The sequence below is a fragment of the Brevibacterium renqingii genome (assembly GCF_017808095.1).
Lineage (GTDB): Bacteria > Actinomycetota > Actinomycetes > Actinomycetales > Brevibacteriaceae > Brevibacterium > Brevibacterium renqingii.
Genome location: NZ_JADBHG010000004.1, coordinates 272,317 through 285,323, shown reverse-complemented (window position 1 = coordinate 285,323; position 13,007 = coordinate 272,317). Strand labels below are relative to the sequence as shown.

The following is a 13,007-nucleotide window of genomic DNA, read 5'->3' as shown; positions in this document are numbered from 1 at the left end:
CAGTTCCTTCACTCACTGATCCTTCATCGCGATGTGCGCACATTGACAGACACAGACTTTCGAAGAATCAGACTATCGACTCGGAGTTCCATGAGCAAAAGCACAATGAGGCCTCAGCCGACGCCGAGGCTGTCGGTCTTCTTCGACGCGCGTTTCACTCGCACGCGGCACCACGACGGGATCTCGCGCTACGGTTCATGCCTGCTGACCGCCCTCCTCAGGGCGGTCGAAGGGACGGAGATCGATGTCACCGCGATCATCAGCGACGAGGCGCAGCTGGCTCTGCTTCCCCACTGTCCGTGGGTCAGACTCAACGACCCCACCTCCCCTGCCGAGGTGGCCGTCGCAGCCAAGCTCAATGCCCTGGGCGCCGACGTCGTGTTCTCGACGATGCAGACGATGGGGTCGACCGGGCGCCGCTACGGCCTCATCCTCACCGTCCACGACCTCATCTACTATTCGCATCCGCAGCCGCCGGGAGACCTCCCGCTGCCCATCCGTCTGCTGTGGCGCGCCTACCATCTCAGCTACGTGCCCCAGCGGATCCTGCTCGACCGGGCAGATGCGGTCGCCGCTGTGTCCGAGACGACGAAGGATCTCATCGCCGCCCACCGACTCACCCGACGACCCGTGAGCGTGGTGTCGAATGCCGCCGAGGTCACCGCTTCGGCTGCGCGCACCGTGAACCGGCATGCCGCGAAGACCCTCATCTACATGGGCGCTTTTCTGCCGTACAAGAACGTCGAGTCCCTCATCCGTGCCCTTGCACACCTGCCGGGTTGGACGCTGCACCTCGCCAGCCGCATCGAGGGGCGCCGGGAGGCGCAGCTGCGCCGACTCGTCCCCGACCGGGCGAAGGTCGTGTTCCATCGTGGGATCAGCGACGCGGACTACGCTCGGCTCCTGGACGAGGCCACCGCTCTGGTCACGGCGTCGCAGGAGGAGGGTTTCGGACTGCCGGTGATCGAGGCCATGGCGCAGGGAGTGCCCGCAGCCGTCTCCGACATTCCGATCTTCCGGGAGATCGCCGGGGACGCCGCCGAGTACTTCGACCCCACGGATCCGCGCTCGATCGCGGAGTCGATCACCGCCCTCACGGACGAACAGACCTGGGCACAGCGGTCTGAGGCCGGGCGCGCGCAGTCGCAGGTCTTCGATTGGGATCAGTCGGCGGAAGCGCTCGTCGGACTGATCCGCTCGGTCGACGCGCGCAGGCGGTCCGCAGGCTGAGTGCTCACCGTCGGGTCACACGCCGGCGGGATCAGCGGGCGACCGCGCCCCAGCTGCGCAGCACCCATGCCCCGCCGGTATAGCCGAATTCTCCGTGAGCACAGTTGCGAAGCACCCCGATGCGCCCGGTGCCGCGGAGTCCGAGGAAGATCTCGGCGGCGCCGCGCAGAACGGCACCGTGAGCGACGATCGCCACCGTCTCGGCGGCAGTGGACTCGACGATGTCGGTGATCGCGGCGGCGACGCGCCTCCCAGATTCAGAGCGCGATTCGCCGCCCGGAGGCGCGATGTCGGCACCGGCGGCCCATTCGCTGAGCTCAGCGGACCAGGTGGCGGCCACCTCGGCGCGGGTCGATCCCTCCCACTCGCCGAAGGCCGCCTCACGCAGGCGCTTGTCACGGACCGGTTCGACACAGGTGAGGCGGGCGAGGCTGTCCGCGGTCTCGGCCGCCCGCGAGAGGTCGGAGGAGACGATGAGTTCGGGTCCGAGATCCACGAGTCCGCGGGCCGCGTCCTCGGCCTGGGCGCGGCCGACGTCGTTGAGGGGGACGTCCGACTGCCCCTGAAAGCGGCCCTCGACATTGAAGTCGGTCTGGCCGTGGCGCCAGAACAGGACCGTCTTCGTCATCGAGCCTCGTCGGAGCCGGGCAGCTGCAGGTCGATGACGGGCACATCCTTCCACAGCCGTTCGAGTGCGTAGTATTCGCGCTGTTCGGTGGAGAATACGTGGACGACGATCTCACCGAAGTCGAGCAGCACCCAGTCGCTGCCGCGGCCTTCGCGGCGCAGAGGCGTGCGATCGTGTTCGAGCTGCACGGCTTCCTCGACGGCGTCGATGATCGACCCGATCTGACGTTCGTTGTCGGCGGAGATGATGAGGAAGGCATCGGTGATGTAGAGCGTGGAGCTCACATCGAGACCGACGAGGTCGGTGCCGAGCTTCTCGTCCGCGGCCCTGGCCGCGGTCCTCAGCAGTTGGGTTGATTCGGCGATCTCGCTCACAAGATCCTTTCGGGTGGATGCAGGAAGGGGTCAGAGGAACATGACGAGGGCGATGACGATGAGTGCCAATGCGAAGAATGCAGCCACGCCGAGGATGATGTACGGCATCTTCGAGGGCTCTTCGCCCATGAGGATCTTTCCGTCCTGACCGGTCACCGAGCTGGCTCGGATCCGCGTTCCCGGGGGGTTCTCCGTCTCTTCGTCCTCGTAATCGGCGTTCGGCAGGGCCCATGCCTCGGGCACCGCGTCCATGGGACGGGTCTCCGGGTTCGCCGCCAAGGCGCGTGCCGCGTCATCGGACCCGGACTCGGACGCCTGGGTCCCCGCAGAGCCCGACCAGTCTGCCGTGGCATCCGCAGCGCCGGACTCCGACTCAGCCGAGGGTGCTTCCTGTGCAGGAGAAGCCTGTCCGTTCGCCGACTCATCGACCTCCGGGGCCTGGGCCGATGCCGCCGTGACGACCCGCACCCCGGACGTCGAGGGCGGCTGCACGATCGGCATCCGGCGCGAGCGAGAACTCGGCTCGGGCCCCTCGTCCTCCCCCGACGAGGGGGCTTCGGCGCTCAGGACGTCGTCGTCGGACACGGCAGCGCTCGGGGCCTCATCCTCGGTCGCGTTCTGACCGGTCTCGGCAGCGCTCCGATCGGTCCCTGCTGCGTCCTCGCCCTCGAGCGCCGAATAGGGCTTGGACAGGGCATCATAGGGTTCGTCGTCGAGCGACGTCGGGCGCGGAGCCGATTCGGCTGTCACCGGAGCTTCGAAGTCGCGTGCTGCGACTTCTTCGGAGGCGCCGCCGAACCCGGCGGCATCGTAGGATTCGTGTTCCTGCTCCGGCTGCTCCGTCTCGTCTGTCGCTTCGGGGAACTCTGCCGAATCCGTCTCCGAGACTTCGGGCACCGGCCCGGTGAGGCGGCCTTCGGCTGCGGCCCGTCGCTCGGCCAGTTCCTCCTCGTCGGCGACGACCGGCAGGGCCCCGGTGGACAGGTCACCGTTGAGTGAGAGTCCGTGTTCGCGCAGATACCGCTTCTTCTCGGCACGGGACTCGAAGTGCGGCAGCGGAGTCCGCTGCGGGTCGAGACGGTCCTCGGCATTGACAGGCGGTCGTGATTCGAGCGGATGGTCCGAAGCCAGGGCGCCGCGCTCGTGATTGGTCCGCGGTGACGGAGCGGGGTCGATGCGGGAGTCCGTCTCTGCCCCGGCCGAGTCGGATCCGGAACCAGATTCGGGACCGGTCTCCGCGCCGGCTGCGGACGCATCCGGCGCCGCTTCCGGCTTCTTCGGCGGCAGTGGGCTGAGCAGATCTGCGCGGGAGTTCGGCGCCTCGTTCGGCTGCTCAGGAACCCCTCGTGCCTCGAACGCCTGTTCCGCCGCCAGCCGCTCGGCTTCTCGCCGGGCTCGACGTGACGTGAACTGCTCCTCAGCCATTCTCACTCCTGTACAACTCGTATTTCGCGATGTACTGCACGACTCCGTCGGGTACGAGGTACCAGACGGGCGCGCCATCCATCACCCGTTGTCTGCAATCCGTGGACGATATCGCCAGCGCCGGAATCTGCACGAGACTCAGCCGGTCAACAGGCAGGCCCTCCCCATGGAGTTCGTGCCCCGGTCGGCTGACCCCGACGAAGTGTGCCAAGGAAAACAGCTCATCCACATTCTTCCACGTCAGAATCTGAGCCAAAGCGTCCGCGCCGGTGATGAAGAACAACTCCGTGTCCGAACCGTAGCTTCGAGCCAGATCGCGCAGCGTATCGATAGTGTACGTCGGGCCGGGACGATCGACGTCGACACGTGAGACGGTGAAGCGCGGATTCGATGCCGTGGCGATGACGGTCATCAGATATCGGTGCTCGGCGCTGGTGACCTCTTCGACATCCTTCTGGTACGGCCGCCCGGTGGGGACGAAAACCACCTCGTCGAGGTCGAAGGTCGCTTGGACCTCACTTGCCGCGACGAGGTGGCCGTGGTGGACGGGGTCGAAGGTGCCGCCCATGACACCGACTCTGCGTCTGTGCTCTGCCATATCAGTGGCGGTGCGAAATGCCCTTCCACGACCGAGTCACAATGCCCATCGTGAGGAAGATCGCCAGAGTGATGAGTCCGAAGTAGATCGGATCCATCGGCAGCTCGGTGTGGGCTGAATGCTCCGCACCCTGGGCTGCGGCCATGATGGCTGCGTTCACGTCATATCTCCTTACTGATTGCATGCGACGCTGTTGGAGCGCGTCGCATTCACTGTCTTCTCAGTTTCTCACGAACGTGGCGGGAAACCGGCATCGACATGATGTCGAGCGATGACGGATGCCGATGATCGACGTCCTCGGTCCCGGACCGGTGATTCCCGGAACCCGATCCGGGGCAGGAACGGGACTGTCGGGTCAGGACCGGATCTGGCCATTGCCCATCATCACCCACTTCGTCGTCGTCAGCTGTTCGAGGCCCATGGGGCCGCGGGCATGCAGCTTCTGTGTGGAGATGCCGACCTCGGCACCGAAACCGAGCTCCCCGCCGTCGGTGAAACGGGTGGAGACGTTGACTCCCACGGCCGCGGCGTCGATCGCTGCGACGAAGGTGTCAGCATTGTCGAGGTCCTTCGTCACGATCACCTCGGTGTGCCCGGAGCTGTACGCTCGGATATGATCGATGGCCTCCTCGATGCCCGAGACGAGCTTGATCGCGATTTCGAGACCCAGGTACTCCTTTGCCCAGTCCCGCCGCGATACGCGCTTGATCTTCATCGCAGCCGGTGCCAACGCCGAGACCTCGGAATCGGCATGGACGACGACACCGGACTGATCGAGTCGGTCGAGGATCTTCGGCAGTACGCGCTTCGCGGCCTTCTCGTGGACGAGCAGCGTCTCCAACGAGTTGCACACGCTGGGCCGGTGGGTCTTCGAGTTGAGCACGAGATCGACGGCGGTCTTCACCGTCGCCGTGGAATCGATGAACATGTGCACGTTGCCGACGCCGGTCTCGATGACGGGAACGATGGACTCCTGGACGACCATGTTGATCAGCTCGGCGCCGCCGCGCGGAATGAGCAGGTCGACGTAGTCGCGGGCGTTCATGAGGACATTGGCTCCCTCACGCCCGTACTGGTCGATGCCGTTGACCGTATCGGCCGGCAGTCCGACCGATTCGACCGCGCTGCGCAGGATGGAGATGATCTCCGCGTTCGAGCTCTGGGCGGCCGACCCGCCCCGCAGGATGGAGGCATTGCCCGATTTGAGAGCCAGGATGGCGATGTCGACGGTGACATTGGGCCGGGCTTCGTAGATCGCCCCGACCACGCCCATGGGAACCCGGGTCTGGGTCAGCCGGATGCCGTTGGGCAGTGTCCGTCCGACGACGACGTTGCCGACCGGGTCGGCGAGGTCGACGACCGCTTCGACGGACTCGGCGATCGCCGAGATGCGTTCGGCGTCGAGGCGCAGACGATCGAGCAGGGCTTCGCTCATGCCGTTCTCGGCACCTCTGGCGATGTCGGCGTCGTTGGCCTGGACGATGCGGTCGGTTCCCGTCCGCAGCGCCTCGGCGACGGCGATGAGTGCGGCATTCTTCTCCGCCGTCGACGTCGTTGCGAGCAGGCTCGAGGCGGCCTTGGCGTTGCGCGCGATCCGGGTCACGCCGCGGACTGTCTTCGGGTGGATCTCGGATGCTGCTGTCATGGGCTATCTCCCCCCGCTCACCTGTGTGAGAACGAGATCGTTTCGATGGATGACCTCTTTACGGTAATCATTTCCCAGACGGGTGCCAAGTTCCTCGGTCGTGGACCCGAACATCGTCGGCAGCTCGTCCGAGGAGAAGTTCGTCATGCCCCGGGCGATGACCTCGCCCTTGAGGTTGCGGATCTCGACCGGGTCCCCGGCCTCGAAATCGCCCTCAGCCCCGGTCACGCCCGCTGCGAGCAGGGAGGTGCCCCGAGAGAGGACCGCTTGTTCGGCTCCCTGGTCGATGGTGACCGAACCGAACGTCCGCGCCAGATGGCGCAGCCACAGCAGGCGGGTGCCGCGACGTCGATGGGTGACGGAGAAATAGGTTCCGACCTGCTCCCCTGCCAGCGCCGAGGCGGCCTGCGACGCTGAGGTGAACACGGCAGGGATTCCGGAATCGGTGACCATGATCGCGGCATCGACCTTGGTCGCCATTCCCCCGGTTCCGGTCCCGGCCAAGCCGGTGCCCCCGATGGCGATGTCCTGCAGATCGCCGATTCCGTGCACGTGGTCGATCAGGCGCGTCCCGGGCCGATCAGGGGGGCCCGAATAGAGGGCGTCGACGTCGGAGAGGAGCACGAGCGCATCTGCGTGGGCCAGATGGGCGACGAGAGCGGCGAGACGATCGTTGTCACCGAACCTGATCTCCTCGGTGGCCACAGCATCGTTCTCATTGACGATCGGCAGAGTGCCCAGAGCCAGGAGCTTGTCGATCGCGCGCTGGGCGTTCTTGTACTGCGTCCGGCGAATCAGATCGTCCGCCGTCAGCAGCACCTGACCGGGCACGAGATCGTAGCGGCCCAGAGCCCGGGTGTAGGCGGCCATGAGCAGCCCCTGGCCGACTCCGGCGGCCGCCTGCTGACTGGCCAGGTCCCGTGGGCGCTTCGTCAGTCCCATCGGGTCGAGGCCGGCCGCGATCGCGCCGGAGGACACGAGGATCACCTCGTGGCCGGCGGCCCGGTGCGCTCCGATCACATCGGTGAGTGCGATGAGCTTGGCCTCGTCGAGGCCTCCATCGATCGTCGTCAACGAGGAGGAGCCGACCTTGACCACGATGCGCCGGGCAGTGGCGATGTCCTCGCGGGTCGGAAGGGCGGAACCGTCCCCGTTCGGTGCGGCGCTCACTCCTCGCCGGTCCCCGTTGCAGGGTCCGCTGCCGATTCGGGCGTCGATCCGCCCTTGCGCTGACCCCGCTCGGCCAATCGCTCCTGCTCGAACTCGGCTCGCACGGCGGCTTTCGCATCCATCCGCTCGTGGTAGGCGGCCTTGCGCTCCTTGCGGGTCGCCCGGGCCTCTTCCTCCAGGCGGGCATCGCTGCCACGGGAGCCGAGGAGTTCGGCACCGCCGACAGTGGTGGGGTCCCAGTCGAAGACGACTCCGTCCTCGCCGCCGACGACGATCGTGTCCCCCGGCTTGGCTCCGGCCTTGAACAACGCATCTTCGACGCCGAGGTGTTCGAGTCGGTCAGCCAGATAGCCGACGGCTTCGTCGTTGCCGAAGTCCGTCTGCTGCACCCACCTGCGCGGCTTGTCCCCGAGCACTCGGAACAGGGGCCCTTCCGAATCACGGTCGGCGATGATCTCGAACCCACGATCGTCGACGGCTTTCGGGCGGATGACAACGCGCTGCGGGGTGGCTTCGATCTGCTCACGGCGCTCGCGTTCGGCCAGCACCAGTTCAGCCATCGCGAAGGACAGTTCGCGCAGCCCCGCATGGCTGACGGCGGAGATCTCGAACACGCGGTAGCCGGCGGCTTCAAGATCGGGACGGACGATGTCGGCGAGGTCCCGACCGTCGGGGATGTCGACCTTGTTCAGTGCCACGAGCTTCGGGCGTTCGGACAGCGGCAGCAGACCGCTGCCGTCGTCGAGGTCGACGGCATAGGCCGCGAGCTCGGATTCGATGATCGCCAGGTCGGAGACCGGGTCGCGGCCGGGCTCCCAGGTCGCCATGTCGATGACGTGGACGAGGCCGGCGCAGCGTTCGACGTGGCGAAGGAACTCCAGACCCAGACCCTTGCCTTCGGAGGCTCCCGGAATGAGGCCGGGAACGTCGGCGACGGTGTAGCGCGTATCTCCTGCCTGGACGACGCCGAGGTTGGGCACGAGCGTGGTGAATGGGTAGTCGGCGATCTTCGGCTTCGCCGCGGACAGCGCCGCGATGAGGCTCGACTTCCCCGCGGAGGGATAGCCGACGAGGGCGATGTCGGCGATCGTCTTGAGTTCGAGGACGAGGCTGAGGGTCTCACCGGGTTCGCCCAGCAGCGCGAAGCCCGGGGCCTTGCGCTTCGTCGAGGCCAGGGCGGCATTGCCGAGTCCCCCACGGCCGCCGGCGGCCGCGGTGAATTCGGTGCCGTCGTCGACGAGGTCGGCGAGGACGTCCCCAGCGGTGTTCTTGACCACTGTTCCCTCAGGCACGGCGATGACGAGGTTCTGTCCGTCGGCGCCGTGCCGCAGGTCGCCCCTGCCGATTCCGCCGCCGTCGGCCCGCAGATGTGGGCGGTGGTGCAGCGGCAGGAGCGTCGTGGTCTGGCGGTCGACTCGGAAGACGATATTGCCGCCGTTGCCTCCGTCGGCACCGTCGGGGCCGCCGAGAGGTTTGAACTTCTCGCGCCTGATCGAGGCGCAACCGTTCCCACCGTCGCCGGCGGCGAGGTGAACGGTGACACGATCTACGAACTCGGTGGCCATAATGTCCTTATATCAGATGAAGGGTGAGTCGTGGCGACTCACCCTTCATGGTCCCCGTGCGGGGAGAGATCATATTGGAATCGGATCGGATCCGGGGAGGATCAGGCTCCGACGATGTTGACGATCTTGCGACCGTTGCGGGTGCCGAACTCCACGGCGCCTGCGCTCAGAGCGAAGAGGGTATCGTCTCCTCCACGGCCGACGTTGGCTCCGGGATGGAACTTGGTTCCGCGCTGACGAACGATGATTTCGCCGGCCTTGACGACCTGACCGCCGAAGCGCTTCACGCCGAGGTACTGTGGGTTCGAGTCGCGACCGTTGCGGGTCGAGCTGACTCCCTTTTTGCTTGCCATGTGAGAAGTCTCCTCTTACTTGATGTTCGTGATCTTCAGACGGGTGAGGTCCTGGCGGTGGCCCTGACGCTTCTTGTACCCGGTCTTGTTCTTGTACTTCTGGATCACGATCTTTGGACCGCGGAGCTCGCCTGCGACCTCGGCGCTGACCGAGACCTTCGACAGAGCGTCGGCGTCGGTCGTGACCGTCTCACCGTCGACAAGAAGCACGGCCTCGAGTTCGACGCTGTCCCCAGCCTTCGCCTTCATTCGGTTGACTGTGATGATGTCGCCGACGCTCACCTTTTCCTGGTGGCCTCCGGCGCGGACGATGGCATAGACCATGGTCGAACCCTCTTTCTGCTAATACACAAACGAACGGCGGTTATCCCTTGGCTGCCTCGAAGTCTCCTCCGCAGGCCTCCCATTGAGAGGAATCTCCAGCCGTGGCGCGTCACGCGCACCGACGATCAATTCTAATCGAACCTCCAGGGCATCGGCAAACCCGATGAGCCGCCGCCTCGCGCCCGTCCGCGGAACTGTGAGGCATCTCTCCTCCCCCGGCGGTGGAGCCGGGCCGGCATCTTCACTCTCGCGCCTCGGCGATGCGCTCGTGCCGGCGGATCACCTCGGCGACGATGAAGGCGAGGAACTTCTCGGCGAATTCGGGATCGAGATGGGACTCCTCGGCCAGCACACGCAGGCGCGCGACCTGTCGGGCCTCGCGCGACTCGTCGGCCGGCGGCAGCCCATGATCGGCCTTGAGCTCGCCGACGCGTTCAGTGAGTTTGAACCGCTCGGCCAGGAGGTGGACGAGGGAGGCGTCGATGTTGTCGATGCTGTCGCGCAGCTGCACCAGTCGCTCCTGGGCGCGTGTCTTTCCGTCTCTGTTCTGCTCCACGGCACCAGTCTAACGATGCGCCGACACGGCAGTGCGCCGCGTCTCACGGATCGCGGCGCACTGCCCGCAGCGTCAGGGGCTCGCTCAGGCGGGCTCGTCGACGGGCACGGCGTCCCTGGTCTCAGGATCCGTGAGCGTACCGGCTCTGCGGTCGGCCAGATACTTCTTCATCTCCTTCTTCACCACCGGCATGAGCAGGTAGAGGCCGAGGATGTTGATGAAGGCGCACATGAACAGTGCGGCGTCGGCGAATTCGACGACCTTGGAGAAGGTGGCCACACAGCCGATCACGACGAAGATGCACACGAGGGCACGGAACACGGTGACGCTCGCCTTCGCATTTCCGAACAGGAAGCTCCAGGCCTGCTCACCGTAGTAGGCCCAGGTGATGAGGGTGGAGAAGGCGAAGAGCGCAACGGCGATGGCCAGCAGCACCGGATACCAGGAGGCGACGGTGGAGAAGGCGTCCGAGGTCAGTGCCACTCCCCCGATCTCACCGGCGCCGAGGTCCTCACGATAGGAGGCCTGGTTGGCCACGATGATCGTCAGCGCCGTCATGGTGCAGACGATGACCGTGTCGATGAAGGGCTCGAGCAGAGCGACGAAGCCTTCGGAGATCGGGCGACGTGTCTTGACCGCCGAGTGGGCGATCGGCGCCGATCCGATGCCGGCCTCGTTGGAGAAGGCCGAACGCTGGAACCCGATGATCATGACTCCGACGACGCCGCCGGCGATCCCCTGCGGATTGAACGCACCCGCGAAGATCTCGCCGATCGCGTGCGGGATGTTCGAGAAGTTGAGTCCGAGCACGAGGAGGCAGGAGACGACGTAGAAGATCGCCATCCCGGGCACGAGCTTGTCGGTGACCTTCGCGATGGAGCGGATGCCGCCGAGGATCACCAGTGCGACGAGGGCGGCGAACACGATTCCGAAGGCGAGAGAGGCGAAGGGCCCGGCGAGGAAGCCGTCATCCCCGCCGGTGGCGGTGCGCACCTGGGCGAAGGTCTGGTTGGCCTGGAACATCCCACCGCCGACGACGCCGAAGATGAGGATGGCGATCGCGAACAGTCCCGTCAGCGTCGCTGCCACGGGCCTGCTGAAGCGCCGGAATGCGACAGGGAGGTACTTGAACGGTCCGCCGTGGACTACTCCGTTCTCGTCGATCTCGCGGTACTTCACTCCGAGGGTGCATTCGACGAACTTCGTGCACATGCCGAGCAGGCCGGCGACGATCATCCAGAAGGTCGCGCCGGGACCGCCGAGGGCGATGGCCACGCCGACGCCCGCGATATTGCCGAGGCCGACGGTTCCCGACAGGGCCGACGCCAGCGCCTGGAAGTGGGTGACTTCTCCCGGGTCGTCCTGCGAGGAGAATTTCCCCCGGACGATCTCGAGCGCGAGCTTGGCTCCGCGGGCTTGGATGAATCCGAAATACACGGTGAAGGCCAGGGCCGCGAAGATCAGCCACAGGACGACGAACGGAAAGGAGATCTCGCCGATGGTGATCGGGAAGAAGATGATGTTGCCGAACCACGTCGCGATCGGATCGAACCAGGAGTTGATGGCATCGTCGACCGGAGACACCGGTTCTGCAGAGAGTTGAATGTTGTTCATGGTCACTCAAGATCCCTGAGACGTACGTCACATACAAGGCTTCGGTCCGGGGAGGTGCGTTCATTTATCAAACCGTTATCCAACGGGGGCTGGCACGGTCGTTCTGAGACCCGCGTCTCATTCTGTGACCTAGACTGGAGGCATGACTGAGAATCCCCAGCAACACGGACGACGCCCCCACCAGCCCCCGAATCGCGGGTCCCTCCCGATGGGCGACCCGACTCCGCACTACCAGGACGGACACACTCAGCCGGCCTCGTATCCGGGTGCCGAGCCCGTGACGAATCCCAACGGCCATTACGGGTCCCAGGGTTCTCAGGCCGGCTCCTCGGGTTCTCCCGAATCTCCGGTGGCGTATGGGCCTCCCGGCGGTGCACAGGCGAACACCGGCGGACCACAGACGCGTGGCGGCGTGCCCGGTCCCGCGGCATCGCAGACGCCCGGCGGAGGCCGGAGCCGGCGTTCGGCTCAGCCCTCCCCCGCCTCGCCGCCGGGTCCCGGAGATGCTCGTCCCACACGTATCGTCTCCCCGGACGGCGAGCGTGTGCGGGAACGATCTGCCGGCGGCGTCTCAGGCTATTTCGCGATCGTCGGAGCCGTCGCCGTGCTCCTGCTGGCACTGCTCCTCGGTGTCGTCGGCTTCGTCCTGACCTTCGCCCAGACCGTGATCGGCGTCGTCCTGATCATCTTCGGCATCCTCTGCTTCATCGCCTCGATGTTCCTCTTCAAAGGCTGCACCTCAGTGGCGCCCGGACATGCCGTCGTCCTCCAGCTCTACGGCAAATACGTCGGCACCGTCCGGCAGTCGGGTCTGCGCTTCGTCAACCCCTTCTATACGAAGGACCAGGTCTCGACCCGCATCCGCAATCATGAGACATCGACGCTGAAGGTCAACGATCTCGACGGCAACCCGATCGAGATCGGCGCCGTCGTCGTCTGGCAGGTCAAGGACACCGCTCAGGCGATGTTCGAGGTCGACGACTTCGAGGAGTTCGTCGCCATCCAGGCCGAGACCGCTGTCAGACACATCGCGAATTCCTATGCCTACGATTCCTCCGATCCCCGTCGGATGTCCCTGCGTGACAATGCCGACGAGATCACTTCGAAACTCTCCGACGAGGTCGCCGCCCGGGTGATGGCCGCAGGTGTGACGATCATCGAATCCCGCATCACACAGTTGGCCTATGCTCCGGAGATCGCTCGGGCCATGCTGCAGCGTCAGCAGGCGACTGCCGTCGTCGCCGCACGCCAGCTCATCGTCGAAGGTGCCGTGGGAATGGTCGAGACCGCTATCGAGCAGATCGAGGGACGGCAGATCGTCAGGCTCGGGCAGGCCGAGCGCAGCGATCTCGTGTCGAACCTCATGATCGTCCTCTGCGGAGATCAGGCGGCCCAGCCGACGATCAGCACCACCCGCAATCAGCAGTCGGAGGGCTGATGGCCGGCCGTGTCGCGTGCACAGGAATCGCCGGCGAGCAATGAAGCGCCCCACCGACGGTCATCGTCGGTGGGGCGCTTCGCTATG

At 65.8% G+C, this 13,007-nt stretch carries 14 protein-coding genes; 2 read left to right on the top strand and 12 right to left on the bottom strand.

Annotated features, from left to right (window positions below):
* Window positions 1-90: 90 nt before the first annotated feature.
* The gene (locus IIE29_RS10335) at window positions 91-1,230 is read left to right on the top strand and encodes a glycosyltransferase family 4 protein (protein ID WP_246475871.1); all 1,140 of its coding nucleotides are present in this window, start codon (window positions 91-93) and stop codon (window positions 1,228-1,230) included.
* Window positions 1,231-1,261: 31 nt separating this feature from the next.
* On the opposite strand, the gene IIE29_RS10330 is transcribed toward IIE29_RS10335, so the two are convergent.
* The 12 genes from IIE29_RS10330 to IIE29_RS10275 all read right to left on the bottom strand — a co-directional run bounded on the left by IIE29_RS10330 (window position 1,262) and on the right by IIE29_RS10275 (window position 11,482).
* A complete protein-coding gene (locus IIE29_RS10330) occupies window positions 1,262-1,858 on the bottom strand; it encodes a histidine phosphatase family protein (RefSeq protein WP_209325156.1) in 597 nt (198 codons plus the stop codon).
* Window positions 1,855-2,232, bottom strand: coding sequence for a ribosome silencing factor (gene rsfS, locus IIE29_RS10325; RefSeq protein ID WP_209325155.1), 378 nt, complete (start codon window positions 2,230-2,232; stop codon window positions 1,855-1,857). The genes IIE29_RS10330 and rsfS overlap by 4 nt, the downstream gene beginning before the upstream one ends.
* A gap of 30 nt (window positions 2,233-2,262) precedes the next feature.
* Window positions 2,263-3,657 (bottom strand): hypothetical protein, encoded by a 1,395-nt coding sequence (locus tag IIE29_RS10320; RefSeq protein ID WP_209325154.1) that lies wholly within the window; start codon window positions 3,655-3,657, stop codon window positions 2,263-2,265.
* Window positions 3,650-4,255, bottom strand: coding sequence for a nicotinate-nucleotide adenylyltransferase (nadD, locus tag IIE29_RS10315; RefSeq protein ID WP_209325153.1), 606 nt, complete (start codon window positions 4,253-4,255; stop codon window positions 3,650-3,652). The genes IIE29_RS10320 and nadD overlap by 8 nt, the downstream gene beginning before the upstream one ends.
* 1 nt (window position 4,256) lies before the next feature.
* Complete coding sequence (locus tag IIE29_RS10310; protein ID WP_209325152.1) at window positions 4,257-4,415, bottom strand: hypothetical protein; 159 nt, start codon at window positions 4,413-4,415, stop codon at window positions 4,257-4,259.
* Between the two features lie 195 nt (window positions 4,416-4,610).
* A complete protein-coding gene (locus IIE29_RS10305; protein ID WP_209325151.1) occupies window positions 4,611-5,900 on the bottom strand; it encodes a glutamate-5-semialdehyde dehydrogenase in 1,290 nt (429 codons plus the stop codon).
* A gap of 3 nt (window positions 5,901-5,903) precedes the next feature.
* Window positions 5,904-7,070, bottom strand: a complete 1,167-nt coding sequence (gene proB, locus IIE29_RS10300; RefSeq protein WP_209325150.1) for a glutamate 5-kinase — start codon at window positions 7,068-7,070, stop codon at window positions 5,904-5,906.
* Complete coding sequence (gene obgE / locus IIE29_RS10295) at window positions 7,067-8,635, bottom strand: GTPase ObgE (RefSeq protein ID WP_209325149.1); 1,569 nt, start codon at window positions 8,633-8,635, stop codon at window positions 7,067-7,069. Before obgE ends, proB begins: the two co-directional genes overlap by 4 nt.
* A 101-nt stretch (window positions 8,636-8,736) precedes the next feature.
* Window positions 8,737-8,988 (bottom strand): 50S ribosomal protein L27, encoded by a 252-nt coding sequence (gene rpmA, locus IIE29_RS10290; RefSeq protein WP_209325148.1) that lies wholly within the window; start codon window positions 8,986-8,988, stop codon window positions 8,737-8,739.
* Between the two features lie 15 nt (window positions 8,989-9,003).
* Window positions 9,004-9,312, bottom strand: coding sequence for a 50S ribosomal protein L21 (gene rplU / locus IIE29_RS10285; RefSeq protein ID WP_209325147.1), 309 nt, complete (start codon window positions 9,310-9,312; stop codon window positions 9,004-9,006).
* A gap of 241 nt (window positions 9,313-9,553) precedes the next feature.
* Window positions 9,554-9,868, bottom strand: a complete 315-nt coding sequence (locus tag IIE29_RS10280) for a chorismate mutase (protein ID WP_209325146.1) — start codon at window positions 9,866-9,868, stop codon at window positions 9,554-9,556.
* 84 nt (window positions 9,869-9,952) lie between these two features.
* Window positions 9,953-11,482: an alanine/glycine:cation symporter family protein gene (locus IIE29_RS10275; protein ID WP_209325145.1), complete on the bottom strand. Its 1,530-nt coding sequence runs from the start codon at window positions 11,480-11,482 to the stop codon at window positions 9,953-9,955.
* A 142-nt stretch (window positions 11,483-11,624) separates the two neighbouring features.
* On the opposite strand from IIE29_RS10275, the gene IIE29_RS16870 reads away from it, so the two are divergent.
* Complete coding sequence (locus IIE29_RS16870) at window positions 11,625-12,920, top strand: SPFH domain-containing protein (protein WP_246475869.1); 1,296 nt, start codon at window positions 11,625-11,627, stop codon at window positions 12,918-12,920.
* Window positions 12,921-13,007 lie beyond the last annotated feature (87 nt).

Bases quoted from the DNA above. Each gene is read 5' to 3' on its own strand.
- IIE29_RS10335 (WP_246475871.1), top strand. From the start codon at position 91: ATGAGCAAAAGCACAATGAGGCCTCAGCCGACGCCGAGGCTGTCGGTC.
- IIE29_RS10330 (WP_209325156.1), bottom strand. From the start codon at position 1,858: ATGACGAAGACGGTCCTGTTCTGGCGCCACGGCCAGACCGACTTCAAT.
- IIE29_RS10320 (WP_209325154.1), bottom strand. From the start codon at position 3,657: ATGGCTGAGGAGCAGTTCACGTCACGTCGAGCCCGGCGAGAAGCCGAG.
- nadD (WP_209325153.1), bottom strand. From the start codon at position 4,255: ATGGCAGAGCACAGACGCAGAGTCGGTGTCATGGGCGGCACCTTCGAC.
- IIE29_RS10305 (WP_209325151.1), bottom strand. From the start codon at position 5,900: ATGACAGCAGCATCCGAGATCCACCCGAAGACAGTCCGCGGCGTGACC.
- obgE (WP_209325149.1), bottom strand. From the start codon at position 8,635: ATGGCCACCGAGTTCGTAGATCGTGTCACCGTTCACCTCGCCGCCGGC.
- rpmA (WP_209325148.1), bottom strand. From the start codon at position 8,988: ATGGCAAGCAAAAAGGGAGTCAGCTCGACCCGCAACGGTCGCGACTCG.
- rplU (WP_209325147.1), bottom strand. From the start codon at position 9,312: ATGGTCTATGCCATCGTCCGCGCCGGAGGCCACCAGGAAAAGGTGAGC.
- IIE29_RS10275 (WP_209325145.1), bottom strand. From the start codon at position 11,482: ATGAACAACATTCAACTCTCTGCAGAACCGGTGTCTCCGGTCGACGAT.
- IIE29_RS16870 (WP_246475869.1), top strand. From the start codon at position 11,625: ATGACTGAGAATCCCCAGCAACACGGACGACGCCCCCACCAGCCCCCG.